A 25,299-nucleotide genomic window follows, 5' to 3' on the forward strand; every position below is an offset into this window, starting at 1 on the left:
GGGTGTTCAGCCGACGGCGAGTGGCCGCGCCGCGCCATTGCGCCAGCGGGTCAGGTGTTCGTCGGCGTAGCGCCGCACGCAACGCAGCACGGCGCTTTCGTGTTGCACGAGGAAGAAGTGGTGACCGTCGAACATATCCAGGGAAAAGCCGCTGGCGGCGTCGAGTTGCCAGTCGAGCAACTGGTCGGCGCGCACGCTGTCCTGCTTGCCGCCGAACACATGGATCGGCATGCGCAGCGGCGCACGCTCGCCGTAGGTGAAGCTGCCGCACAGCAGGAAATCGGCGCGCAGGATCGGCAGCATCAGTTGCATCAATTCGGGGTTGGCCAGGGCTTCTTCGGTGGTGCCTTGCAGTTCGCGCAGGCGCGCAATCAGTTGTTCGTCGGTCTTTTCGATGGCGTATTCGCTGACGTCGCGACGGGCTGGCCCGGCTGTGCCGGAGGCGAACAAGGCGAGCGGCGCGGGCACACCGCGGGCGTTCAAGGCATGGGCCAATTCGAAGGCGAGCAGGCCGCCGAGGCTGTGGCCGAACAGGGCATAGGGACCGTTCACGTCGCGGCTGATTTCATCGGCGAGCTGCGCGGCCAGGGCCTTGATATCGCGTTGCAACGGCTCGTTCATGCGCATGCCACGGCCGGGCAATTCCAGCGGGCATACCTGCAACCACTCAGGCAACGCCCGGCGCCAACGCGCATACACCATGGCGCTGGCGCCCGAATAGGGCAGGCAGAACAGGCGCAGTCGAGTCGGCGTACTCATCGAGTGACGACTCCAAACTGAAACACGCTGTATGCACGATAGAAACCCATCTCGTCCTCCTACGGGTGCTGATCCTTGGCCGTTTTACGAACGGACCTGTCACCCAGAAGAACGGACGGCACCGGCAAATAATTAGTCGCCGGGTACGCGCGAGACGTGGTTCACACCGAACAAGAAAGCATAAGATTAGTTCGCCTTCTCATTTGACAATCATTATCATTAAGCATAATTTGTTGCCCGATGTGTAGGAGGCCCCGGCACGGACGCCCTCCCCTAACCTCTTTTGCGACAAGGTGACTTCCATGACGGAACAAGTATCCACAGGCAGGTGCGACTCACCGCTGCTCCAGGCATTCGTCGATAACCGGCTGATTCTGGTGAAGATCGCGGCCCGCATTACCGGCTGCCGCTCCCGCGCCGAGGACGTAGTGCAGGATGCCTACTTCCGGCTGCAATCGGCGCCGACAATCACGTCATCGTTCAAGGCGCAATTGAGTTATCTGTTCCAGATCGTGCGCAACCTGGCCATCGATCACTACCGCAAGCAGGCCCTGGAGCTCAAATACTCCGGGACGGAAGAGGAAGGCTTGAATGTGGTTATTCACGGCGCTTCACCAGAAACCTCGCACATCAATTTCAACACCCTGGAAAACATCGCCGACGCCCTGACGGAGCTGCCCCAGCGCACCCGCTATGCGTTCGAGATGTACCGCCTGCACGGCGTGCCGCAAAAGGACATCGCCAAGGAGCTGGGCGTGTCGCCGACCCTGGTGAACTTCATGATCCGTGATGCGCTGGTGCACTGCCGCAAGGTGTCGGGCAGTCATAGCGATACGTTTGCGCGCAGGGTTTGACACACCTGAGACTCAGGGTTGGAGGGGGCTTGCCCCCGATTGTATGGGGCCAATCACCGGTGTTGTGACTGCACAGATGCCATCGGGGGCAAGCCCCCTCCCACATGTGGTTCGGTGGTATGCCTGTCAGTCCGCGGGCATCACATCAATGCGGTACGGCTCGAAAATCTTCAGCATCTCGCCATCGTCGCGCAAACGCTTGAGCAACGCGGCAAACGCGTCCCCCGTGATCGGCGCTTTCGGGCGCAACAACGCGTAGTGGTGATAGACCTGGTCGATGCGCTCCGAGACCAGGAACTGCCCCGCCATCTGCGCATTGCGCACCATGAAATCACTCAGGTACGACCGCGTCACCAAGGCGATATCGGCACGCCCGCGCGCGACCATCAGCAGGTTGCTGTCATGGGAATAGGTCAACGTGGCGTTGAAGTGCTCGGCCATGTACTTGGGGTCGGGGTTGAAGTTGGCGAAGGCGTAGTGATAACCGCTGAACACCGCCAGGCGTTTACCTCTCAGGTCAGCGAAATAGCTTTGGTCACGACCGGGCTCACGCTGGGCGACGAAGATTTCCGCATCTTCCAGGCCCATGTCGACCGACGTGTGGGCTATCTCCTGCCAGCCCCAGGCGGGGTTTTCGAAGATCGCCATATCCACCCGGCCCTGCTCGAAATCGCGAAAACGTCGCGGGATGGAGGTGGGCACCAAGACAAATTGGTAATCGGTTTGCGCGGCGTTCAGGGCTTCGACCAGTTGCGGCAGCAAACCGGTGTCGGCGCCCTGCTCCGGGCGCACGGTGTAGGGTGGGAAATGTGCCGCGCCGATACGGACCAATTGCGCAGCCGAAGCCGGCATCCACCACGCGGTGCCCAGAGCCCAAAAGGTAAGTCCTGCAGCCAGCCGCCATGGCGAAAACATCAAGGCACGCACCGTTCAAAAACGCTAATGGCGATAAGCTAGGCGTTTTTGTCTGGCGAGACAACTTTCCAGCGGCAAATTAATAGCTTGCGCCTCAATCGGCCTTCAAAACCATCAGCAGGGCCTCTTCGGCCAACTGCTCCAGCGTCAGGCTGCCCTCGGCGCGAAACCAGGTGGTGGTCCAGGACAGCGCGCCGGTGAGGAAACGCCGGGTGATGAATACATCACCACGGATGTAGCCAGCATCCTTGGCCTCCCCCAGTACCTGCAGCCAGAGCGCCTCGTACACATCGCGCAGGGCCAGCACCTGGGCCTGGCCCTCGGCTGACAATGAACGCCACTCGTACACCAGCACCGCCATGGCCTCGCCGCTGCCGCCCATGATCGACTGCAATTCGCAGCGGATCAGCGCCAGCACGCGTTCGCGCACGTTGTTCGCCTCTTCCAGCGAAGCGCGCATCATCGCGGTGTTGTAGTGGATGGTTTCTTCCATCACTGCGCGCAGGATCTCGTCCTTGCTCTTGAAGTGATGAAAGATGCTGCCGGACTGGATGCCCACGGCACTGGCCAGGTCGCGTACGGTGGTACGTTCGAAGCCCTTGTTGCGAAACAGATGGGCCGCGGTTTGCAGCAGCTTGCCCCGAGCGCTGTCGGGGTCGGTCAATTGCCCGCCATCGACCATGGTGCGCATGACCCGCAGGGCTTTGTGCTCATCCATGCCTCTCTCCTCTACTTCCACGGACGTCTTGGCCCGCAATTTAGGCCGTGGCGGCCACCCAAGCAAGCGCTTGGCTGAAACTTGTATCCGCAGTTTACAAACCAAGCGCTTGCTTGGTAGTCTCGACCCCAGCCATTCGAGGAAGGATTTCTCATGAGCAAGACGGTTCGTATCGGCTGTGCCAGCGCCTTCTGGGGCGACACCTGCACCGCCGCCGCCCAATTGGTGCAGGGCGGCCAGCTGGATTACCTGGTGTTCGACTACCTGGCGGAAGTCACGATGTCGATCCTGGCCGGTGCGCGGATGAAAGATCCCCAGGCCGGCTACGCCACGGATTTCGTCGACGTGCTCACGCCGCTGCTGGCGGATATCCAGCGCCAGGGCATTCGCGTGATCAGCAACGCCGGTGGCATCAACCCCCAGGCCTGCGCCGCCGCCCTGCAAGCCGCCTGCGACAAGGCCGGTATCCCCCTTAAAATCGCCGTGCTGCTGGGCGACGACCTGCAACCCCAGCTCAAACACCTGCACGGCATCACCGACATGTTCAACGGTGCGCCGCTACCGCCTTTGTGCGTGTCCGCCAATGCCTACCTGGGCGCGTCGGGCATTACCCAGGCGCTGAAGCTGGGCGCGGATATCGTCATCACCGGCCGCGTGGTGGACAGCGCAGTCGTCAGCGCGGCGCTGGTGCATGAATTCGACTGGTCCTGGCAGGATTACGACCGCCTCGCACAGGCCGCCCTGGCCGGGCATATCATCGAATGCGGCGCGCAGTGCACCGGCGGCAACTTCACCGATTGGCGCGACGTACCGGACTACGAGCACATCGGCTTTCCCATCGTCGAAGTCAGCGCCGACGGCCAATTCACCGTCAACAAGGTCGAGGGCACGGGCGGGCTGATCAGCGAACTCAGCGTCGCTGAACAGCTGCTGTATGAAATCGGCAACCCACACGCCTACCTGCTGCCCGATGTGATCTGCGATTTCAGCCAGGTCAAATTGCAGCAGCAAGGCAACAACCAGGTACGCCTGCACGGCGCCAAGGGCTTGCCACCTACCGACCAGTACAAGGTCAGCGCCACGTACCCGGACGGTTTCCGCTGCACCGCCAGTTGCCTGATCGCCGGCATCGATGCGGTCGCCAAGGCCGAGCGGGTCAGCCAGGCGATCATCAACAAGACCTCGGAGCTGTTCCGCCAGCGCGGCTGGGCGCCTTACACCGAAGTGAATATCGAACTGCTCGGCAGCGAAGCCACCTACGGCGCCCACGCCAGGCGCCAGGACTGCCGCGAAGTGGTGGTGAAACTGGCGGTGCGTCACCCCAACAAACACGCACTGGTGCTGTTCGCCCGCGAGATTGCCCAAGCCGCGACCGGCATGGCGCCGGGCCTGACCGGCATCGTCGGCGGACGGCCGACGGTGTACCCGTTGATCCGACTGTTTTCGTTCCTGATCGATAAAACGGCCTGTGACGTGGCCATCGACTTCCAGGGCGAGCGGCACCCCTGCGCACTGCCACCTGCCGACACCCCGCGCCTGCCCGATGCGTCCATCGACCCGCCCAAGCCCCACGGCCGCGCCGACGCTAGCGTGCCATTGGTGAAACTGGCCGTGGCTCGCTCCGGCGACAAGGGCAACCACAGCAATATCGGCGTGATCGCCCGCCATCCCGACTACCTGCCATGGATCGCCGAAGCACTCACCCCGCCAGTGGTCGTCGACTGGATGGGCCACGTGCTCGACCCTGTGCACGGCCGCGTCGAGCGCTGGTATTTGCCCGGCAGCCACAGCCTCAACTTCCTGCTGGAAAACGCCCTGGGCGGCGGTGGTATCGCCAGCCTGCGCATCGACCCGCAAGGCAAAGCCTTCGCCCAGCAACTGCTGGAGATCCCGATTGCCGTGCCGCAACACATTGCCGATCAACTCGCATAACAGGAGCGTTGCCGTGGCCTTCGACTCAATCTTCAAAGCCAACCTGTTCCAGGGGAAAACCGTGGTAGTCACCGGTGGTGGCAGCGGCATTGGCCGTTGCACCGCCCATGAACTGGCGGCGCTGGGTGCCCAGGTGATCCTGGTGGGGCGCAAGGCGGACAAGCTGCAGAACGTCGCGATAGAGATTGCCGAAGACGGTGGCAACGCCGATTGGCAGGTGTGCGACATCCGCGATGAAGAGGCGGTCAAGGCGCTGGTCAAACACATCCTTTGTACGCACGGCCCGATCCACGGCCTGGTCAACAATGCCGGCGGCCAGTACCCCTCGCCACTGGCCGCAATCAACCAGAAAGGCTTCGAAACCGTACTGCGCACCAACCTGGTCGGCGGTTTCCTGATGGCGCGGGAAGTGTTCAACCAATCCATGAGCAAGCACGGCGGCGCCATCGTCAACATGCTCGCCGACATGTGGGGCGGCATGCCCGGCATGGGCCACTCGGGGGCGGCGCGTTCGGGCATGGACAACTTCACCAAGACCGCCGCCTTCGAGTGGGGCTATGCCGGCGTGCGGGTCAACGCCGTGGCGCCGGGCTGGATCGCCTCCAGCGGCATGGACACCTACGAAGGCGCGTTCAAGGCGGTGATTCCCACGCTGCGCGAACATGTGCCGCTCAAGCGCATCGGCACCGAATCGGAAGTCAGCGCGGCCATCGTGTTCCTGCTCAGCCCCGCCGCTGCCTTTATCAGCGGCAGCACACTGCGCATCGACGGCGCCGCCAGCCTGGGCAGCCGCGCCTGGCCGTTGCACAAGGCGCAGGCGCCGAGCGCGCCCTTCAATGGCTTCCACCGCGCCTACCTGCCGGATGTGCTCAAGGCGGAGCAATAGACCATGCCAGTGATTGAATCCCTGATCGACGCCCACAGCACCCAATTCGCGCAAAACCGCGCAGCCATGCGGGCCGCCATCGCCCAACTGCGCCAACTGGAAGACACCCTGCTGAGCAAGGCGCAGGACGCCAAGCCCAAGTTCGACAAGCGCGGCCAACTGCTGCCACGCGAGCGCCTCAACCTGCTGCTGGACCCTGGTGCGCCGTTCCTGGAACTGGCCAGCCTGGCCGGCTACAAGCTGCACGACGACAAGGACGGCAGCGCCGCCGGCGGTGGCTTGATCGCCGGCATCGGCTACGTCAGCGGCGTGCGCATGCTGGTGGTGGCCAATAACAGCGCGATCAAGGGCGGCACCATTTCCCCCACCGGCCTGAAGAAATCCCTGCGCCTGCAACAAATCGCTATGGAGAACAAACTGCCGGTGGTGACCCTCGCCGAAAGCGGCGGCGCCAACCTCAACTATGCTGCCGAGATTTTCGTCGAAGGTGCGCGCAGCTTCGCCAACCAGGCACGCATGTCGGCCATGGGCCTGCCGCAGATCACCGTGGTGCATGGCTCGGCCACGGCCGGTGGCGCTTATCAGCCGGGGCTGTCGGATTACGTGGTGGTGGTGCGCGGCCGGGCCAAACTGTTCCTCGCCGGTCCGCCGTTGCTCAAGGCCGCGACCGGCGAAGTGGCGACCGATGAAGCACTGGGCGGCGCCGAGATGCACGCACAAACCGCCGGCACCGCCGAATACCTGGCGGAAAACGATGCGGACGGCGTGCGCATCGCACGCGAAATTGTCGGCCTGTTGCCCTGGAATGATCGCCTGCCACAGACGCCGAAACGTGCCTACGCAGAACCGCTGTACCCCATCGAGGAGCTGCTGGGCCTGATCCCGGACGACCCGAAAAAGCCCTACGACGTCCGCGAAATCCTCGCGCGCCTGGCCGACGGCTCGCACTTCCTCGAGTTCAAGGGCGAGTTCGACGCCCACACCGTCTGCGGCCACATGCACCTCCAGGGCCGCGCCGTCGGCGTGATCGGCAACAACGGCCCTATCACACCGAAGGGTGCGAGCAAGGCCGCGCAATTTATCCAGCTGTGCGACCAGAGCCGCACGCCGCTGCTGTTCCTGCACAACACCACCGGCTTCATGGTGGGCACCGAGTCGGAACAACAAGGCGTGATCAAGCACGGCGCGAAGATGATCCAGGCCGTGGCCAACGCGCGGGTGCCTAAACTGACCATTGTGGTCGGCGGCTCCTATGGCGCGGGCAACTACGCGATGTGCGGTCGTGGCCTGGACCCGCGCTTTATCTTCGCCTGGCCCAACAGCCGCACGGCAGTGATGGGCGGTGCCCAGGCGGGCAAAGTCCTGCGGATTGTCACTGAGGCCAAGCAATTGAAGGATGGCCTGGTGCCGGATCCCAAGGTGCTGGACATGCTGGAACAGGTCACTGCACAGAAGCTCGACAGCCAGTCCACCGCGCTCTACGGCAGCGCGAACCTGTGGGATGACGGGTTGATTGACCCTCGGGATACACGGACCTTGCTCGGTTTTCTGCTGGATATCTGTCATGAGGCTGAGGTGCGGCCATTGCAGCCCAACACCTTTGGTGTGGCGCGTTTCTAATCAGGAGAACAATAAAAATGATCTTCACCCAGGAACACCAGGAACTGCGCCGCACCGTCCGCGCCTTCGTCGACCGCGAGATCAACCCCCATGTGGACGAATGGGAAAAGGCCGGGCGCTTTCCCATCCACGACATCTTCCGCAAGGCCGGCGACCTCGGCCTGCTGGGCATTTCCAAGCCGGAGAAATTCGGCGGCATGGGCCTGGACTACAGCTATTCCATTGTCGCCGCCGAAGAGTTCGGCACCGTCCGTTGCGGCGGCATCCCCATGTCCATCGGCGTGCAGACCGACATGTGCACCCCCGCCCTCGCCCGCTTCGGCAGTGATGAATTGCGTGAAGAATTCCTGCGCCCAGCCATCAGCGGCGAGCAGGTCGGCTGCATCGGCGTCTCGGAAACCGGCGCCGGTTCCGACGTGGCCGGGTTGAAGACCCATGCGCGCAAGGACGGCGATGACTACGTGATCAACGGCAGCAAGATGTGGATCACCAACTCGCCCAGCGCCGACTTCATCTGCCTGCTGGCCAACACCTCCGATGACAAGCCGCACATCAACAAGTCGCTGATCATGGTGCCGATGAACACCCCCGGCATCAGCGTCAGCCCGCCCCTGGAAAAGCTCGGCATGCACAGCTCCGAGACCGCCCAGGTGTTCTTCGACGGCGTGCGCGTGCCGCAACGCAACCGCATCGGCCACGAAGGCGCGGGGTTCATGATGCAGATGCTGCAATTCCAGGAAGAACGCCTGTTTGGCGCGGCCAATATGATCAAGGGCCTGGAGCATTGCATCGACAGCACCATCGAGTACTGCAAGGAGCGCCAGACCTTTGGCAAGGCACTGATCGACAACCAGGTCATTCACTTTCGCCTGGCCGAACTCTCCACCGAAATCGAATGCCTGCGCGCGCTGGTCTACCAGGCCACCGAGCAGTACATCAAGGGCCAGGACGTGACGCGCCTGGCGTCGATGGCCAAGCTCAAGGCCGGGCGCCTGGGCCGCGAAGTCAGCGACAGTTGCCTGCAATACTGGGGCGGCATGGGTTTCATGTGGGACAACCCCGTGGCCCGCGCCTATCGCGATGTGCGGCTGGTGTCGATCGGCGGCGGCGCCGACGAAATCATGCTGGGCATCATCTGCAAGTTGATGGGCACTCTGCCGGGGAAAAAGCCATGAACACCTTGTTGCTAGAACCCCATAACGGCGTGCTGCACATCACCCTCAACCGGCCCGACTGCCGCAATGCCATGAGCCTGGAGATGGTCAATGAACTGCGCGCGGTGTTGGCGCAGTTGGATATCCAGACGCGCGCGGTAGTGATCAGCGGCGCCGGCGGACATTTCTGCGCCGGGGCGGATGTGAAGGACCTGGTCACGGCAGGCACTCAACTGCAGACGCTGAACCGCGCGTTTGGCACCTTGCTGCAGGAAGTGCAAGTGCTGTCGCAAGTGGTGATCGTGGTGCTGCAAGGCGCGGTGCTGGGCGGTGGATTTGGGTTGGCGTGCGTGAGCGATATCGCCATCGCCGATCACCAGGCGCAATTCGGCCTGCCGGAGACCAGCCTGGGCTTGCTGCCGGCGCAGATTGCACCGTTTGTGGTCAAGCGCATCGGGCTGACCCAGGCGCGGCGGCTGGCGCTGACAGCGGCACGGTTTGACGGGCTTGAGGCTGAGCGGCTGGGGGTGGTGCACCTTACCGAGCGCGACCCGCAGGCATTGGCGCAGCGGTTGGATGAGGTGTTGGGGCAGGTGCTGCGCTGTGCGCCGGGGGCGAATGGGCGGACTAAAGCGCTGTTGCTGGCCAGTGTAGATGAGCCGCTGGAAGCGGTGCTGGACCGTGGCGCGCAGTGGTTTGCCGAGGCGGTGCGCAGTGAGGAAGGGATTGAGGGGACGCAGGCGTTTGTGCAGAAGCGAAAGCCTCGGTGGTGCAAATGACGCCATCGGGGGCAAGCCCCCTCCCACAGTGTGGGAGGGGGCTTGCCCCCGATGAGGCCCGATCAGACACCCCATCAGCCAAGGGATAAACCCATGCCCGCCTTCAACAAAATCCTGATCGCCAACCGCGGCGAAATCGCCTGCCGCATCCAGCGCACCGCCCAAGCCCTGGGCTACCGTACCGTCGCCGTCTACAGCGACGCCGACGCCCAGGCCCTGCACGTGCAGATGGCCGATGAAGCCGTCCATATCGGCGCGGCCCCCGTGCAACAGTCGTACCTCAATATCGAGGCGATCCTCGCCGCCGCCAGACTCACCGGTGCCGATGCGATCCACCCCGGCTACGGCTTCCTCTCGGAAAACCCCGACTTCGCCCGTGCCTGCCAACACGCTGGCCTGACCTTCATCGGCCCCAGCGTCGAGGCCATCGAACTGATGGGCAGCAAACGCCTGTCCAAACTCGCCATGCTCGACGCCGGCGTGCCGTGCATTGCCGGCTACCAAGGCAGCGCCCAGGACGACGCCACCCTGCAACAGGAAGCCGAGCGCATCGGCTACCCGTTGATGATCAAGGCCAGCGCCGGTGGCGGCGGACGTGGCATGCGCCTGGTGCACCAGCCGCAAGCGCTGCTGGACAACCTGCATACCGCCCGTTCGGAAGCGAAAAATGCGTTTGGCAGCGACGAACTGATCCTCGAACAAGCGCTGATCGAGCCGCGCCACGTCGAGATCCAGTTGTTCGGCGACAGCCACGGTCAGCTGATCTACCTCGGCGAACGCGACTGCTCGATCCAGCGCCGCCACCAGAAAGTCATCGAAGAAGCCCCCTGCCCCATCATGACGCCCGCGTTGCGCCAGGCCATGGGCGAAGCCGCATTGAAGGCCGGGCGCGCGGTGAATTACGTGGGCGCCGGCACCGTAGAGTTCCTGCTCGACCGTAGCGGCCGCTTCTACTTCCTGGAAATGAACACCCGCCTGCAGGTCGAACACCCGGTCACCGAGCTGATCACCGGCCTCGACCTGGTGGATTGGCAGCTGCAGATCGCCGCCGGGCAACCGCTGCCACTGACCCAGGCGGACGTCACCCTGAGCGGCCATGCCATGGAAGTGCGCCTGTACGCCGAAGACCCGGCCCAGGGCTTCCTGCCGCAAACCGGTGAGGTGCTGCGCTGGGAACCGGCGACGGGCGTGCGCATCGACCATGGCGTGGTGCAGGGTCAACGTATCAGCCCGTTCTACGACCCGATGCTGGGCAAGCTCATCGCCCACGGCGCCACCCGCGAAGAGGCGCGGCGTAAATTGCTGCGGGCGGTGCAAGACACGCTGTTGCTGGGCGTCGCGACCAATCAGCAACTGCTGGCTGACCTGCTCAAGCACCCGGACTTTATCCACGGCGATTTCAGCACCGGGTTTATCGCCGAGCACTTCAGCGAGAACCCGCGCCAGCCTGTATCGAGCGAACAGCTGGCCCTGGCCGCTGCGCTGTTCTACACCCACAGTGCCGAGCAACATCCCCACGGGTTGTCGGGCTGGCGCAACACCGCGAGTAGCCCTTGCACCTATCGGCTTGAGGTCAATGGAGAAATCCACACGGTCAGCACCGAACCCCTGCTGCTCAGCACCGACGGCCGCCACGCCACCCTGGTGCTCAACGGCATCCGTCGGCGCATGGCCTATCACCTCGACAGCGACCAACTGTGGATGCCGGGCCTTTGCGTGACTAACCGCACCCAGCAAGTGGCCAGCCGCCAGGCCGATGCCAGCAGCGGCACGGTCAAGGCCCCGATGGACGGCGCCATCGTCGATGTGCGGGTCAGCGTCGGTGATAGCGTCACCAAGGGCCAACTGCTGCTGGTGCTCGAAGCCATGAAAATGGAGCATCCGCTGACCGCCGGCATCGACGGTGTGATCAAAGGTGTGCAGGTGATCGCCGGTGACCAGGTGCGCAATCGCCAGGTTTTACTCGAGATCATCTAGGCCCCTAGGCGGAACTACAAGGCCGGGCTACGCTCTATCCCCAACAGAAAGGGAAGAGTACGGGAACCTGCGCGATGCCTCATTGGCTGATTATTGACCTTGAAGCCACAACGGATGAAGGCGGCTGGCCCGTGACGGAGATGGAAGTCATCGAGATCGGCGCAAGCCTGGTCAACCGCCAGGGCCGCGAGCTGGATCACTTCCAGCGCTTTGTGCGGCCGCTGCGCCGCCCCTTGCTGACGCCTTTTTGCCGCCAGCTAACCCACATCACCCAGGCGAACATCGATGGCGCGGTGCCAATCACTGAAGTTTGGCCGCTGTTCGAGCGCTGGCTGGGCCAACACCAGGCGCGCCTGGAAGGCTGGGCCAGCTGGGGTGACTACGATCGCAGGCAACTGGAGCTGGAGTGGCAACGCCATGGCCTGACCAGCGCCCTCGCCACCACGCCCCATGTGAACCTCAAGCAGCGCTTCGCCAAAGCCCGGCGCCTGGACAAGCCACTGGGGCTCAACGGCGCCCTGCAATTGGCGGGGATGCAGTTCCACGGCCAGCAACATCGGGCGCTGGAGGATGCGCGCAACACGGCGCGCCTGCTGCCACTGATTTTGCCGGTCTAGGCAGTTTCCCTGGCCTTGGGCATACTGGCCGACCTTTCCAGACCCTTTTCCGAGGAATCGCCCATGTTCAAAGTCAACGAGTACTTCGACGGCACCGTCAAGTCGATCGCTTTCGGCACCGCAGAAGGTCCGGCGACCATCGGCGTCATGGCCCCCGGCGAATACGAATTCGGCACCGCCCAGCGTGAAATCATGCACGTGGTGTCCGGTGCCCTGACCGTCAAGCTGCCTGACGCCAGCGACTGGGAAACCTTCGCCGCCGGCAGCCAGTTCAACGTGCCGGCCAACAGCAAGTTCCAACTCAAGGTTGCCGTGGACACCGCTTACCTGTGCGAATACCGCGGCTAAGGGTTTCCTGGAAGCAAAAAAATGCCCGTCTCCTGCGAGACGGGCATTTTTTATGGGTTTGGAAAGCTATTCGAGAATGGTCACCGGCATGCCGACTTCCAGGCGCCCGACGCCATCGTTGACCAGGTTCTGGCCGAAGATCGCGCCATTTTCAGTCTTGCGATAACTCTCCAGCGTGGCGAAGGGTTCACGGTCAGCGCTGCGTTCGCCGGTCTGCGGGTCGATGGTGGTGAGGATGCAGCGCGAGCAGGGCTTGACCGCACGGAACTCCACATCACCGATACGCAGGCGCTTCCAGCCATCTTCGGCGAAGGCGGTGCTGCCTTCGATCACCAGATTGGGTCGAAAACGCAGCATTTCCATGGGCCGGCCGATGCGTTGCGAAAGGTCATCCAGCGAAGCCTGGCCAATCACCAGCAGCGGGTAGCCATCGGCAAACGCGACCTGGTCATCGTCCTTGCCATAACCGGCCTCGGTGGTGCGGGCGCGTTCGAGGGGGATCTGCACCAGCCGCGTCGGCTTGCCGATAAAGTCACTGACCCAGGCCGCTGCCTCGTCGCCTGCGTCCGGCACCCGCAGGGTATCGCGCCAGATGGTCACACCGCGCAACTCGGCATTACCGCCCGGCAGTGCGACATCCAGCGGCGTGTAACCGGGCGAACTCAAGGTGAGCCCGCCGTTGCGGTTCCACAGTGCCGACAGTTGGCTCATCTTGGCCACGGCGCGCTGCGTGAGGAAGCGCCCGCTGGCTTCGTCCACCAGCATCCAGCGTCGATCCCCATCCACCCCGAGCTTATCCAGGCCGACCTGTTGCAGGATTTCGGCCTTGCCGGACTTCAAGGGGTAACGGTACAACGCGCTGAGACGAAGCATGGGCCTGCATTCCTGAGGGGCAAAGCCATCACCCTAAGGTCATGCGGGCACTTCGTCCAGCATCAGTCGCTGACGTACCACGTCCACCAGCTTGTCGGGCTGGAATTTGGACAGGAAATTGTCGCAGCCGACCTTCTTCACCATCGAGTCGTTGAAGCTGCCTGACAGCGAGGTGTGCAACACCACGTAAAGGCTGCGCAGACGCGGGTCGTTGCGAATCTCGGTGGTGAGACGGTAGCCGTCCATCTCGGGCATTTCGGCGTCGGTGAAAATCATCAGCAGCTTGTCGGTCATCACATGGCCGGCGTCGGCCCAGGCCTTGAGCATGTTCAACGCCTTGAGGCCGTCACTGGCGATATGCATCTTCACACCCAGTTGGCCGAGGGTGTCGCGCAGTTGCGAGAGGGCGACGTTGGAGTCATCCACCAGCAGCACTTCGCGGCCACGAGCACGCTCCAGCACCGGGTCTTCGAGTTTCTCGCGGGAAACCTTGGCGTTGTACGGCACGATCTCGGCCAGGACTTTTTCCACGTCGATGATTTCCACCAACTGGTCGTCGACCTTGCTGATAGCGGTGAGGTAATGCTGGCGCCCGGCACTGGTCGGTGGCGGCAGGATCGCCTCCCAGTTCATGTTGACGATGCGGTCCACACCGCCCACCAGGAAGGCCTGCACCGAACGGTTGTACTCAGTGACGATGATGGTGCTGTTGGGGCCAGGCACCAGCGGGCGCATGCCGATGGCCTGGGACAGGTCGATCACCGGCAGGGTCTGGCCACGCAGGTTGACCACACCGCACACGAAAGGATGGCGCTGGGGCATCAGGGTCAACTTGGGCAGTTGCAGCACTTCCTGCACCTTGAACACGTTGATGGCGAACAATTGGCGCCCCGCCAGACGGAACATGAGGATCTCCAGGCGATTCTCACCCACCAGTTGCGTGCGTTGATCTACCGTGTCGAGAATGCCGGCCATTAAAAGCTCCTGATGCGCTGAGGAATTTGTGCGGTTCACATAAGGTGGGTTATCGGCGGCGAACGCCAGACCTTGACCCCCGTAAAATGCCACGTAAATCCATTGATGTCACACTGACATCATGCTTTACTGCGTTGGCCTCTCCGTATGGCAATAATGCGACGTTGCGCGACATTCAATTCGACGCAAGGTTCCGCTATGTAAGGGATTCCCCTACACACAATCAGGCCCAACCTGATATTCGCAATATCTAATAGCCATTAATGTGACGCCATTCTCAATGCATGAATGGAGTCAGGCTTTTGTTTGCCATCCCAAGCCCTCGGCCCACGGGCCTTCCAGACATACAGATGTCGGCAATCGAAGGTACGCAATTGACCCCGCTCATGAGGGCAGCGCACAGCCGTTGCCGTCACTCTAATAAACGTCCTACTGAAAACTCAGAAGCCGCCTACAGGTCCCAGTCATATTTCGGCGCTATTTTTAAGCCATTCACCCAGTGCGACATCTCATCACCCGACCTTATGTTGTGGAGACTTGTATGATGAACAGCGCAAATGAATGGCAAACCACACTTCCCGAGTTCCTGCTTGAAGCCGAAACGCTGCTGGCCAAGTCGGAAGAGTGCTTGAGCCACCTGCACCTGATTCGCGACGACAGCGACGCTATCGACTGCATGAAGTCCAGCCTGGCCAAACTGGCCGAAAAGGCCGACAGCCTGGCCCTGCAGGTGATCAGCGAGTTTTCCCGGCATATCCAATACCTGATCGCCAATGCGGCAAGCCCGATGCAACTGCATGACCAGGCACTGGATGCATTGCATGCATGCCTGACGCTACTTGCGTGGCAACTGGAACTGATCGATGTGCGCACCGGCGAACTGAGTATGGACGAGAGTGAGCAGGCGACATTGATTGCAACCGTCACGCTGCAGATCCCGCAAAAGGATTTCACTTATAAACCGCAGCAGCGTGTGCACCACGCCTCTTGAGTGGATAACAAGTCGTATTCGAACCCGAAGTTATCTAAAAACGACACCACTATTAATTCGTTGGACTTGAACAGCGCAGACAAAGATATCAATTAGCCATTAACGGTAATAACGATACAAGCAAACAGAAATAATATAACTCCCCCACTCGATGAACTCTGGGAATACCGCCCGGAGCATTTGCGCGGTCAATAATCCGGTGAGGCACGGCACCAGGCGACCAACGGTAATAGTGGTGGTACTATGCCCCGCTCGAAGTGACTCAACTTCATCATGCATAAAAACGATTCGATAACGCATCCCAAACAGAGCCCCGTCAGCCCCAGTGACCGGACTTCCCGCAGCGCACCCTCATTGGCTCCATCCGCTATGTACGCCAGCCTCAAGACACTCCTCGCAAGGTCCGCGTCCCGCAGCAATGCACGCCGTTTGATCCTCGCCCTGTGCCTTGGCTCGCTGCTGCTGAGCCTCTGGACCTATTCCAGCTCCGAACCGCTGCCGTTGCTGGTGATTGTGCTTAACCTGGCCACTCTCTTAGTGGTCGGCTTGCAACAATGGCGTTCACGCAAGTCCATCAAGTTCCAGCCCCAGGAACTGGCCGATCGCCTGTTGCAGGTACAGGAAAACGAACGCCATCGCCTCAGCCGTGAACTGCACGACGATATCGGCCAACTGCTCACCGCGGCCAAGCTGCAAAGCGAATGGCTCAAGCGCCGCCTGCCCGACGACCTGCAAGCCCAGTGCACGGTGCTGTGCAACACCCTGAATGAAACCCTGGCCAAGGTGCGTGACGTATCCGCCATCCTCAACCCTCGCCAGTTGGCCAGCCTGGGCCTGGAAGCCAGCCTGCGTGCACACCTGCTCAAGACCCTGGAAAACACCCCGATTCACTGGAGCCTGGAATGCCAGCAACGGCTGACCGGAATCCCGGAAGAAATGGCGGTGGCAGCCTTTCGCATCACCCAGGAAGCGGTGACCAACATGCTGCGCCACGCCCAGGCGCGCAATCTGCTGGTACGCCTGCAACGCTTGCCCGAAGGCCTGTCGCTGACCATCTGCGATGACGGCCAGGGTTTCTCACCGTCCATCAATCCCGGCCTGGAAGGCCAACGGGGCATGGCCGGCATGTCCGAGCGTATAGATCAGCTTGGCGGTACGTTGTCCGTCAGCAGCCAGCCCGGCAACGGGACACGGATCGAAGCGCTTTTCCCCTGGGCGCCCCGCGCCCTCGAACGGGCCAGTTCCCCTAAGGTTCTCGAGTGAGCTGCAAATTACTCCTAGTGGATGACCATGCACTGATCCGGGCCGGCGTACGCGCGCTGGTCCAGGATATTCCCGGCTACACGGTGATCGGCGAAGCCAGCGATGGCGCGCAGTTGCTGGAGCAGTTCAGCGCGCTGCTGCCGGATATCGTCCTGCTGGACCTGTCGATGAAGCACACCGGCGGCCTGGACGCCTTGCAGCAACTCAAGCGCGCCTATCCCAAGAGCAAAGTGCTGATCCTGTCGATGCACACCGACCCGGAACTGATCATGTGTGCGCTGGAGGCCGGCGCCCATGGCTACCTGCTCAAGGACACCACCGCCAACGAGCTGGAACATGCGCTGCTGGCCTTGCGCAACAACGAGCGCTACCTCAGCCCGGCGATCGCCCACACCGTGATCAACCAGGCGCTGGTGCGCAGCCAGGGGCCGACCACTCCCGCCGGCCACAGCCACAACCTCACGGCGCGGCAGTTGGAGATCCTGCGCCTGATCGTGCGTGGCAAGTCCACCCGTGAGATCGCCCACGGCCTGGGCCTGAGCATCAAGACCGTGGAAGCCCACCGCTCGCAAATCATGAAGCGCCTGCAGATTTTCGACGTGGCCGGCCTGGTGCTATTCGCGGTGCGCGAGCAGATCATCAGCCTGGACGACTAGCGGCGAATCTACCGGCAGGTGCACGCGCAAGGCCTTGGGCAAGGCCTCGAAGTGCAGGTCATCGCCTTCCAGCGGCTCGCCATCCAGGTTGATGTACAGGCCCTGCGCAACCTTGATATTCACCCACGGCAGGCGCGCACGGACAAACATGGTGTCCAGGCCCCAGCCGTTGCTCATCAACTCGCGCAAGGTGCCGACCACTTCCTGAGGGGCCGGCAGGATGCTGACGTCCAGCAGGCCATCGTCGGCCATGGCGCCTGGGCATAGCTCATGCCCACCGCCTGCCTGGCGACCGTTGCCGATGCCCAGCGCGAGCAACTCGCCTTTCCAATGGAAATCGGGGCCATCCAGCTCGGCATAGGCGGCCTTTAACTCGCTGAATCGCGTCAAACCGGTGAACAGATAGGCGGCGCCGCCCAGGACTTTTTTCAAGTCTTCGGAGGTGTTGGCGGTGACCTGGCTGCCGAAACCGCCGGTGGCCATATTGAGGAAGATCTGCCCACCGACCTGGCCGAGGTCGATGGCCCTGGGTGGCACGTCCAGCAGCGCCAGCGCCTGGTCAGGCTCCAACGGCACGCCGGCGGCCTTGGCGAAGTCGTTGGCGGTGCCCAGGGGCATCAGCACCAGGCTGGCGTTGGTGTTGGCCTGGGCCATGGCTTCGGCCACGTCGCGCAGGGTGCCGTCGCCGCCACCGGCGATGATGTGGGTGTAGCCGTCAGCAAGGGCTTCATTGACCAGGCGCTGGGCGTCGCCGCCCTCCCACGTGACCCGTACGGCCAACTCCCCACCCTGCTCGCGCCGGGCCTGCACGGCTGAACGCACGTCCTCGTTGAGGGCTTGCTTGCCGTGGAGGATCAACAGGGCTTTGGGGGTGGTCATTGGCGAATCTCCTGATTCAAAGGTGCTTGGAGTATGTGGACCTTGGGCGGGGAGAAAAAAGCCATTGGATGGGAAAAAAATCGGATGATTGAGTACATATCCGTTTCTTCGGTAACGGCTGTTTATGGTTCCGCTCTTACAGCGGCGGCGTTTTTCAAGGTAGTTGTCGCGTCCACCGTCGTACTACGCGACCTTAGTTACCACGATCAGCTCCCTTTCAGGGTTCAGATACACCGTCCCGATAGGGTTCCAGTTGCGTGTCTCGCCTGACCATCGCTCCGGTCTTTTCTTTCTGGCTTGCACGTATAACGCATCTCGGCGAGCCAAGATCTCCCGGTCTTTCCCTTCGTGACGTTGAGCCGGTGTCACGAAGCGGATCCGGCTATGGCGGTGCGTGGTGTTGTACCAGCTCATAAAACCCCTCACCCAGATACGCGCATCATCCAGGCTGGCAAACCCATCCTGCGGCCACTGAGGGCAGTATTTCAGCGTCCTGAACAGCGATTCCGAGTACGGGTTATCGTTGCTGACCCGTGGTCTACCGCGAGACGGCGTGATGCCCAAGTCGTACATCTTGGTCAGTAACGTCACCGATTTCATCGGCGCACCGTTGTCCGAGTGAAGCACCAGCGGCTGGCGCCAGCACTTCTCCTGAGTCACGCTTCGTTGCAGCAACGCTGCTGCCTTTTCACCGCTCTCTGCTTCATAAACTTCCCAACCCACGGCCTTTCGGCTGTAGATATCTTCGATCAGATAGAGGTAGTAAAACTTCCCACGAACCGGGGACGGCAGGTAGGTGATGTCCCATGACCACACCTGATTGGCTGAAGTCGCTGCATAAGTGGTCGGTGCCGCCGATGCGGCCGCTTGGCTCGGGATCGGTGATGTTGCTGACCAGCCGCATGCAACACACGATAAAAAGTCGCCTCAGAGGCCACATATCTTCCCTCATCGGCCCATTGCGGCACGATCTGGCTCGGTGGGAGATGCGCATAAGCTTTGCTGTTGCACAGCGTCACGATGCCTTGACGCTCAAGCTCGCTGAGCGCGTTACTCGGTATCGGTCTGAGCGTCGTCGTACGTCCATCTGCCAAGATTTCTTCTGGCAAGCAGGCGCCCTACGGGCGCCCGCCAGGATGGCTTCATTAAGCCAACCAACGAGTAAATACCGTTCTGGCAACAAGGTCAGTTGTCCTCGTCATCGCTCCCCCAGTAGGCATTGAGCTTTTTTCGCAGCACCAGCAAAGCCGCCGTTTCAGCCAGCGCAGCATCCTTGCGGCGCAACTCGCGCTCAAGTTCACGGATGCGATTCTTATCGTCCCGTGACTGGCCAGAAGTCGCGGTTTTCGCCGTTGATTGTTTCGTGCTGCTGGCAATAAAAGCGTTGCGCCAATCGGTTATCTGCTCTGGAAAAATACCTTTTCGCCGGCAGTACTCACCGACTTCAAGCTCCGACAGCGAACCTGTTTCTATGATGATCGCTAGCTTGGATTCGGCTGACCAATTCTCAGCCGGTTGCTTGGCATCGGACAATTGCGTTCCTCTGGCGGCAGCTTGCTTACGCCAATAATGAAGAGACATGTCGCTACAACCTTCACGGCGCGCGACCTCCGACGCTGACAGGCTCAGGGGCGGAAGCATCATTTTCAACAGCGCAGCTTTGCGTTCTTCTGAATAGAAAGGCATGACCATACTCTTGCCGCCCCCGGAATGCTTTTAAAAGCGGGGGACACGACAACTACCCTGACACCGGGGGCACCCTTCAACTGATACATGAAGATCAAACTGTGGGAGGGGGCTTGCCCCCGATGGCGATGGGCCAGTTGAAACCGGTGTGGACTGACACACCGCTATCGGGGGCAAGCCCCCTCCCACACTTTGACCGAGTACCGGCCATACAAACCGGTCGGCTCTAACAGGCCGTTGAAAAAGGCCGGACTGAATTAGATTCTGGCAAACTCCCAGTCATGTTCCTCAATGTCAGCGGAAGACCGAGCCGATGCGTGGACCCGATCTCAAGCAAAACGACCTGTTCAGCTACACGACGCTGGAGCAGCGTATCCCCAAGGATCACCCGCTACGCCCGCTGCGCGAGCTGGTTGATGCGATCCTGGTGTCGATGGACTCTGATTTCGAGGTTTTGTATTCCTCGCTGGGACGCGCCTCGATTCCACCAGAGCGGCTACTGCGGGCTTCATTGCTGCAGGTGATCTACACCGTGCGTTCCGAGCGGCAATTGGTCGAGCAGATCGATTTTAATCTGCTTTTTCGCTGGTTCGTCGGCCTGTCGATGGACGAACGGGTGTGGGATCACTCGACCTTCAGTCAAAACCGTGACCGCCTGTTTAACCAGGATATTGCGCGCCTGTTCTTCCAGCGCATCAAGTCGCTGGCCCAATGGTCGCAGTACGCCAGCGATGAGCATTTCAGTGTGGATGGCACACTGATCGATGCCTGGGCTTCGCATAAGTCCTTCGTCAAAAAAGACGATGGCGAGAAGCCGGGCGATGAGCCTCCAGAGGACGGCCCTCGCAACAACTATCTCGATTTCAAGGGTGAGAAACGCGGCAACAAGACTCACCAATCGACTACCGATCCCCAAGCGCGGCTGGCCCGCAAGAGTCCGGCCGATGGCAGTCGCCTGGCCCATATGGCCCACACTCTGATGGAAAACCGTAACGGGTTGATCGTGGATGTGGAATGCACCGAGTTCAATGGACACGCCGAAGTGGGTGCAGCCTTGAAGATGCTTGAACGCACGGCCAAACCTGGCAGCACCGTGGGCGCGGACAAAAGCTACGACCAGAAATTTTTTGTCCAAATGGTGCGTGATTTGAAGGTGACGCCGCATGTCTCGAGGAAGGCCATCAAGAGCGCAATCGATGGCCGTACGACCCGTCATCCGGGTTACGGCATCAGCATGAAAATACGAAAAAGAATCGAGGAAGGATTTGGCTGGCTAAAGACCGTGGGTGGTCTGCGCAAGACCAAGCTGATCGGCCGCGAAAAGCTCAGCGCCCAGTTGCTGCTGGGCTTTTCGGTGTACAACTTGATCCGTTTGGGGAGCTTGTCGGGCTGGTGGCGTGGGTCGCATGTTTAGGCGAGGTACGCCCAGAAATCGTCCACAGGCAAATATTTGCGCTGGAATTGGCAAAACACCCGCTGATTGAGGCGGGATAAAGGTCGACGCCAGGCTTGAGAGGCTGAAAAATCTCAAGCTTGGCGGGTTGGGGGAGATAGGACTGAATTTTTCAACGGCCTGCTAAGGCCGCCGCGCTCTTGCTTTTGATCTGGGATCGCCCCGTCAAACACGCTGGCCGGAGTGAGGGAACACCGAGCCTAGGCGAGGTGCCGAGTGTTGGGGCGAAGCGTTTTTGGTTACTTTTGGCGCTCTTTTCCAAAAGTGACCCGCTGTAAGAGCGGAACCATAAGTAGCCGTTACCGAAGCAACGGATATGTACTCGATCAACTCTTATGCAACTTACTCATCAACTGCGCCTCAGCCTGCGTCAACCCACACGACTGAGTCAGCTCATCCACCGTAGCCCCCATCCCCACCAACTTCGCCGCCTGCGCAAACGAAAGACTCGAAGGATCGCGCTGCTCAATCTGCGCCAGCTTATCCGGCAACGGCGCAAGAATCGCGCGCAACTCATGCACCTCGTCCCCGACCTTCACGGCACTCTGCTGAAAGTGATCAACCCGCTTCACCAATTCCAGCACCCGCCGATCACGCACCGCATCACGCTCAGCCTGCTGCAACAACAATTCGCGCTGCTGACGCACATAGCGCAACAGGAATGCCAGGGTCCCGGCCCACAACAGGGCCAGGACAATCACCGCGGCCTCAAGGAACAATCAGATGCTCTCCAGTTCCGACCACTCTTCTTCGCTCATCATCTTGTCCAGCTCAACCAGAATCAGCAGCTCGCCGTTTTTGTTGCACACGCCTTGGATGAACTTGGCGGATTCTTCGTTACCCACGTTCGGCGCGGTTTCCACTTCCGATTGGCGCAGGTAGACCACTTCGGCCACGCTGTCGACCATGATCCCGACCACTTGCTTGTCGGCTTCGATGATGACGATACGCGTGTTGTCGTTGACCTCGGTCGGTACCAGGCCGAAACGTTGGCGGGTGTCGATCACCGTCACCACGTTGCCGCGCAGGTTGATGATGCCCAGCACGTAGCTCGGCGCACCCGGTACCGGCGCGATCTCGGTGTAGCGCAGCACTTCCTGCACGCGCATCACGTTAATGCCATAGGACTCGTTGTCCAGTTTGAAGGTCACCCATTGCAGGATCGGATCATCCAAACCTTGTGCGGACGCTGACTTATTCATACCCCTGACCCCTTCAAGATTGGCCACGCACCAGCGTGGACCTTATTGTTCAATCAACTGCGTTTAGTAACCGGCATCGTTTTGACCGCGCCACTGGCGATCAACTCGGCCAGTTCGGCGACGTCGAGCAACGCGCACATGTGTTCGATCACGGTGCCCGCCAGCCAAGGCCGTTGGCCCCGGTGGCTGCGCCATTTGATTTCGTTGGGGTCCAGGCGCAACGAGCGGCTGACTTGATGCACCGCCAGCCCCCACTCGTAGCCCTGCACCGAGATCACGTATTGCAAGCCCTGGCGGAAGTCGTCGCGGTAGCGGTCGGGCATGACCCAACGCGCGGTATCCAGCACCTTCAGGTTGCCGGCCTGGCTCGGCAGGATGCCAAGGAACCACTCCGGTTGCCCGAACAGCGGCGTCAGTTCCTGGCCTTCCAGGGAATAGATCGAGCCAAGGCACACCAGCGGCACCGCCAGGGTCAAGCCAGCGACGTCGAACAATAGACATTCGAATGGCTCGGCGGCCCAGCTCGGGCGATCATCACCGGTGACCGGCGGCGGCGTGATGCTCGGCGGCAGGTGCACTTCCACCACCGGCTCGACCACCACGGGGGCAATCACCACCGGAGCAATCGGCACGACGACAGGCGCAATCTGCGCATCGCGGGCCTGTTCTTCCAGGACGGCCAGCTGGAATTCATCCAGCGTGCTTTCCGGTTCTACAACGGCAGGCTCCAGTACCAGGATCGGTTCCGGCAGGGCTTCCTCGGTCGCGTCCTGCAGCAGGGCATCCAGGTAGGATTCCAGCGCCAGTTGCGGCCGGGTCTTGAGTTCGACGGGACGGTTCATCACGCCACCTGCGCCACAAGCTGCTGTGACAGCAGGTGTTTGAGCAACGCGCGGTAGGCCAGCACGCCACGGCTTTTCGCGTCGAACTGCGACGGCGCCAGGCCGGCGCGGCTGGCGTCACGCAAGCGTGTGTCCACCGGGATATAGCCGTTCCAGATGGTGTCCGGGTAGGCATCGCGCAATACGCGCAGGGTGCCGAGGGACGCCTGGGTGCGGCGGTCGAACAGGGTCGGCACGATGCTGAACGGCAGCGCCTGTTTGCGTGAACGGTTGATCATCGCCAGGGTGCTGACCATGCGCTCCAGGCCTTTGACGGCCAGGTGTTCGGTCTGCACCGGGATCACCAGTTGCTGGCTGGCCGCCAAGGCGTTGACCATCAGCACGCCAAGCAAAGGCGGGCTGTCGATGATCGCGTAGTCGAAGTCCTGCCACAGTTGCGCCAGGGTCTTGGCGATCACCAGGCCCAGGCCGCTCTGCCCCGGCGACTGGCGCTCCAGGGTCGCCAGGGCGGTGCTGGACGGCAGCAGGGAAATGCTTTCATTGCTGGTGGGCAACAGCAGTTGCCCCGGCAGATCGGCCGGCACACTGCCCTTGTGCAGGAACAAGTCGTAGTTGCTGTGTTCCAGCACATCCGGGTCGTAGCCGAAATAGCTGGTCATGGAGCCGTGCGGGTCCAGGTCCACCACGACCACACGCTTGCCCGCCTCGGCCAGCAAACCGGCTAAGGCGATGGAGGTGGTGGTCTTGCCGACTCCACCTTTTTGATTGGCAACTGCCCAGACTCTCATTCGGTTGGTTCCTCCCGGCAGGCACAGGCGCGACCGAGACATTGCATAGGGTTATTGAGCCGGCGACGGAGAATTGACGGCACTCTGTCGAACCGGCGGTTTTACCGAGGCCGGTGCAGTTTGTGTGCCAGCCCGCTTCAAGGCCGCATCCGGTGTTGCATTGGCGGTGCCGGTGCCGGTCAGGCTGCGGCGCACATCCAGGTTGCGCGACACCACCAGCACCACCCGACGGTTACGCGCGCGCCCTTCCGCCGTGGCGTTATTGGCCACCGGCTGGAACTCACCGTAGCCTACGGACGCCAGGCGACCAGGGTTCACGCCCTGCATCGCCAGCATGCGCACGATGCTTGAAGCGCGGGCCGAGGACAGCTCCCAGTTGGTCGGGTACTGCGCAGTGCTGATCGGGAAATTGTCGGTGAAACCTTCGACATGGATCGGGTTTTCAAATGGCTTGAGGATCGCCGCCACCTTGTCGATGATGGTGAACGCCTGGTCACTGGGCAACGCATCGGCACTGGCGAACAGCAGGCTGGAATTGAGTTCGATCTCCACCCACAGCTCATTGCCGCGCACCGTCATCTGGTTGGAGCTGATCAGGTCGCCAAACGCCGCGCTGATGTCGTCGGCGATGCTTTTCAGCGGGTCGCTGGTGCCGCCCACGCCGGCAGCGGTTTCATCGCTGTCGTTCACCAGCGGCTTGGCCGGGGTCACGGTCTTGGGCCGCTCTTCACCAATCGGAATCGGCTTGAGCGCACGGTCGGCGTCGTTGAACACGCCGATCAGCGCCTGGGAAATGACTTTGTACTTGCCTTCGTTGATCGACGAGATGGAGTACATCACCACGAAAAACGCGAACAGCAGGGTGATGAAGTCCGCATAGGACACCAGCCACCGCTCGTGGTTGACGTGCTCTTCAGGCTCGCGACGGCGACGGCTCACAGGCAATTACCTCCCTGCACACAGTACTCACTGCCAACCGGTTCATTGTGGCGAGCGAGCTTGCTCGCGTTGGGCTGCGGAGCAGCCCCAAAACCAGGCACCGCAATCTTTCTGAAAAAACGCGGTGCCTGGATCAGGGCCGCTTCGCGCCCCAACGCGAGCAAGCTCGCTCGCCACAAGTAGATACTCATGG

Annotated in this window: 24 protein-coding genes and 1 pseudogene; 13 read left to right on the forward strand and 12 right to left on the reverse strand. The window is 61.5% G+C overall.

Annotated elements, in window-relative coordinates:
* Positions 1–6 precede the first annotated feature (6 nt).
* Entirely contained in the window at positions 7–759 is a 753-nt protein-coding gene (locus ACZ445_RS21470; protein WP_058424661.1) for a thioesterase II family protein, read from the reverse strand.
* A 302-nt stretch (positions 760–1,061) separates the two neighbouring features.
* Here ACZ445_RS21470 and ACZ445_RS21475 point away from each other — a divergent pair, with 302 nt between their 5' ends.
* Positions 1,062–1,613, forward strand: coding sequence for an RNA polymerase factor sigma-70 (locus ACZ445_RS21475; protein ID WP_005789991.1), 552 nt, complete (start codon positions 1,062–1,064; stop codon positions 1,611–1,613).
* Between the two features lie 126 nt (positions 1,614–1,739).
* Here ACZ445_RS21475 and ACZ445_RS21480 read toward each other — a convergent pair whose 3' ends face one another.
* Both ACZ445_RS21480 and ACZ445_RS21485 read right to left on the reverse strand, forming a co-directional pair.
* Positions 1,740–2,528, reverse strand: a complete 789-nt coding sequence (locus ACZ445_RS21480) for a substrate-binding periplasmic protein (RefSeq protein WP_464707543.1) — start codon at positions 2,526–2,528, stop codon at positions 1,740–1,742.
* 94 nt (positions 2,529–2,622) lie between these two features.
* Entirely contained in the window at positions 2,623–3,246 is a 624-nt protein-coding gene (locus ACZ445_RS21485; RefSeq protein WP_058424663.1) for a TetR/AcrR family transcriptional regulator, read from the reverse strand.
* 153 nt (positions 3,247–3,399) lie between these two features.
* Between ACZ445_RS21485 and ACZ445_RS21490 the strand changes: the two genes are divergently transcribed.
* From ACZ445_RS21490 to ppnP, 8 genes are all read left to right on the forward strand, one after another.
* A complete protein-coding gene (locus tag ACZ445_RS21490; RefSeq protein WP_058424664.1) occupies positions 3,400–5,178 on the forward strand; it encodes an acyclic terpene utilization AtuA family protein in 1,779 nt (592 codons plus the stop codon).
* Positions 5,179–5,191: 13 nt separating this feature from the next.
* Positions 5,192–6,064, forward strand: a complete 873-nt coding sequence (locus tag ACZ445_RS21495; RefSeq protein ID WP_058424665.1) for an SDR family oxidoreductase — start codon at positions 5,192–5,194, stop codon at positions 6,062–6,064.
* Positions 6,065–6,067: 3 nt separating this feature from the next.
* On the forward strand, positions 6,068–7,684 hold the full coding sequence (gene atuC / locus ACZ445_RS21500) for a geranyl-CoA carboxylase subunit beta (protein ID WP_058424666.1): 1,617 nt from the start codon (positions 6,068–6,070) through the stop codon (positions 7,682–7,684).
* A 17-nt stretch (positions 7,685–7,701) separates the two neighbouring features.
* Complete coding sequence (gene atuD, locus ACZ445_RS21505; protein ID WP_058424667.1) at positions 7,702–8,859, forward strand: citronellyl-CoA dehydrogenase; 1,158 nt, start codon at positions 7,702–7,704, stop codon at positions 8,857–8,859.
* Entirely contained in the window at positions 8,856–9,617 is a 762-nt protein-coding gene (locus ACZ445_RS21510; RefSeq protein ID WP_464707544.1) for an enoyl-CoA hydratase/isomerase family protein, read from the forward strand. The genes atuD and ACZ445_RS21510 overlap by 4 nt, the downstream gene beginning before the upstream one ends.
* 93 nt (positions 9,618–9,710) lie before the next feature.
* Positions 9,711–11,594, forward strand: a complete 1,884-nt coding sequence (locus ACZ445_RS21515; protein WP_058424669.1) for an acetyl-CoA carboxylase biotin carboxylase subunit — start codon at positions 9,711–9,713, stop codon at positions 11,592–11,594.
* A gap of 74 nt (positions 11,595–11,668) precedes the next feature.
* Positions 11,669–12,211: a 3'-5' exonuclease gene (locus ACZ445_RS21520; protein WP_058424670.1), complete on the forward strand. Its 543-nt coding sequence runs from the start codon at positions 11,669–11,671 to the stop codon at positions 12,209–12,211.
* 63 nt (positions 12,212–12,274) lie between these two features.
* Positions 12,275–12,559 (forward strand): pyrimidine/purine nucleoside phosphorylase, encoded by a 285-nt coding sequence (gene ppnP, locus ACZ445_RS21525; protein ID WP_058424671.1) that lies wholly within the window; start codon positions 12,275–12,277, stop codon positions 12,557–12,559.
* Between the two features lie 66 nt (positions 12,560–12,625).
* Here ppnP and ACZ445_RS21530 read toward each other — a convergent pair whose 3' ends face one another.
* Both ACZ445_RS21530 and ACZ445_RS21535 read right to left on the reverse strand, forming a co-directional pair.
* Entirely contained in the window at positions 12,626–13,432 is an 807-nt protein-coding gene (locus tag ACZ445_RS21530) for an MOSC domain-containing protein (RefSeq protein WP_058424672.1), read from the reverse strand.
* A gap of 39 nt (positions 13,433–13,471) precedes the next feature.
* The gene (locus ACZ445_RS21535) at positions 13,472–14,407 is read right to left on the reverse strand and encodes a chemotaxis protein CheV (RefSeq protein ID WP_058424673.1); all 936 of its coding nucleotides are present in this window, start codon (positions 14,405–14,407) and stop codon (positions 13,472–13,474) included.
* A 541-nt stretch (positions 14,408–14,948) separates the two neighbouring features.
* On the opposite strand from ACZ445_RS21535, the gene ACZ445_RS21540 reads away from it, so the two are divergent.
* The 3 genes from ACZ445_RS21540 to ACZ445_RS21550 all read left to right on the forward strand — a co-directional run bounded on the left by ACZ445_RS21540 (position 14,949) and on the right by ACZ445_RS21550 (position 17,317).
* Positions 14,949–15,398 carry a hypothetical protein gene (locus tag ACZ445_RS21540; RefSeq protein WP_179029427.1) on the forward strand — a complete coding sequence of 150 codons (450 nt, stop codon included), beginning with the start codon at positions 14,949–14,951 and terminating at the stop codon, positions 15,396–15,398.
* A 369-nt stretch (positions 15,399–15,767) separates the two neighbouring features.
* Positions 15,768–16,661 carry a sensor histidine kinase gene (locus ACZ445_RS21545; RefSeq protein ID WP_058424674.1) on the forward strand — a complete coding sequence of 298 codons (894 nt, stop codon included), beginning with the start codon at positions 15,768–15,770 and terminating at the stop codon, positions 16,659–16,661.
* The gene (locus ACZ445_RS21550) at positions 16,658–17,317 is read left to right on the forward strand and encodes a response regulator transcription factor (RefSeq protein ID WP_058424675.1); all 660 of its coding nucleotides are present in this window, start codon (positions 16,658–16,660) and stop codon (positions 17,315–17,317) included. The genes ACZ445_RS21545 and ACZ445_RS21550 overlap by 4 nt, the downstream gene beginning before the upstream one ends.
* On the opposite strand, the gene yegS is transcribed toward ACZ445_RS21550, so the two are convergent.
* Entirely contained in the window at positions 17,276–18,196 is a 921-nt protein-coding gene (gene yegS, locus ACZ445_RS21555) for a lipid kinase YegS (RefSeq protein WP_058424676.1), read from the reverse strand. The two genes, ACZ445_RS21550 and yegS, sit on opposite strands and share 42 nt — an antisense overlap.
* 183 nt (positions 18,197–18,379) lie before the next feature.
* Positions 18,380–19,882 (reverse strand): annotated as a pseudogene (locus ACZ445_RS21560) (IS3 family transposase).
* A gap of 313 nt (positions 19,883–20,195) precedes the next feature.
* On the opposite strand from ACZ445_RS21560, the gene ACZ445_RS21565 reads away from it, so the two are divergent.
* A complete protein-coding gene (locus ACZ445_RS21565) occupies positions 20,196–21,296 on the forward strand; it encodes an IS5 family transposase (protein WP_464707263.1) in 1,101 nt (366 codons plus the stop codon).
* A 365-nt stretch (positions 21,297–21,661) separates the two neighbouring features.
* Here the strand turns inward: ACZ445_RS21565 and ACZ445_RS21570 are convergent, their stop codons facing one another.
* Genes ACZ445_RS21570 through motD form a run of 5 tightly spaced genes read right to left on the reverse strand, consistent with a single transcriptional unit; the run spans position 21,662 to position 25,106 of the window.
* A complete protein-coding gene (locus tag ACZ445_RS21570) occupies positions 21,662–22,054 on the reverse strand; it encodes a DUF2802 domain-containing protein (protein WP_058427218.1) in 393 nt (130 codons plus the stop codon).
* Positions 22,055–22,537 (reverse strand): chemotaxis protein CheW, encoded by a 483-nt coding sequence (locus ACZ445_RS21575; RefSeq protein ID WP_010564003.1) that lies wholly within the window; start codon positions 22,535–22,537, stop codon positions 22,055–22,057. It lies immediately after the preceding gene.
* Positions 22,538–22,590: 53 nt separating this feature from the next.
* A complete protein-coding gene (locus ACZ445_RS21580) occupies positions 22,591–23,379 on the reverse strand; it encodes a CheW domain-containing protein (RefSeq protein WP_058427219.1) in 789 nt (262 codons plus the stop codon).
* On the reverse strand, positions 23,379–24,167 hold the full coding sequence (locus ACZ445_RS21585; RefSeq protein ID WP_058427220.1) for a ParA family protein: 789 nt from the start codon (positions 24,165–24,167) through the stop codon (positions 23,379–23,381). The genes ACZ445_RS21580 and ACZ445_RS21585 overlap by 1 nt, the downstream gene beginning before the upstream one ends.
* Positions 24,168–24,218: 51 nt before the next feature.
* The gene (gene motD, locus ACZ445_RS21590; protein ID WP_058427221.1) at positions 24,219–25,106 is read right to left on the reverse strand and encodes a flagellar motor protein MotD; all 888 of its coding nucleotides are present in this window, start codon (positions 25,104–25,106) and stop codon (positions 24,219–24,221) included.
* Between the last annotated feature and the right edge of the window lie 193 nt (positions 25,107–25,299).

Source organism: Pseudomonas allii, from assembly GCF_055380095.1.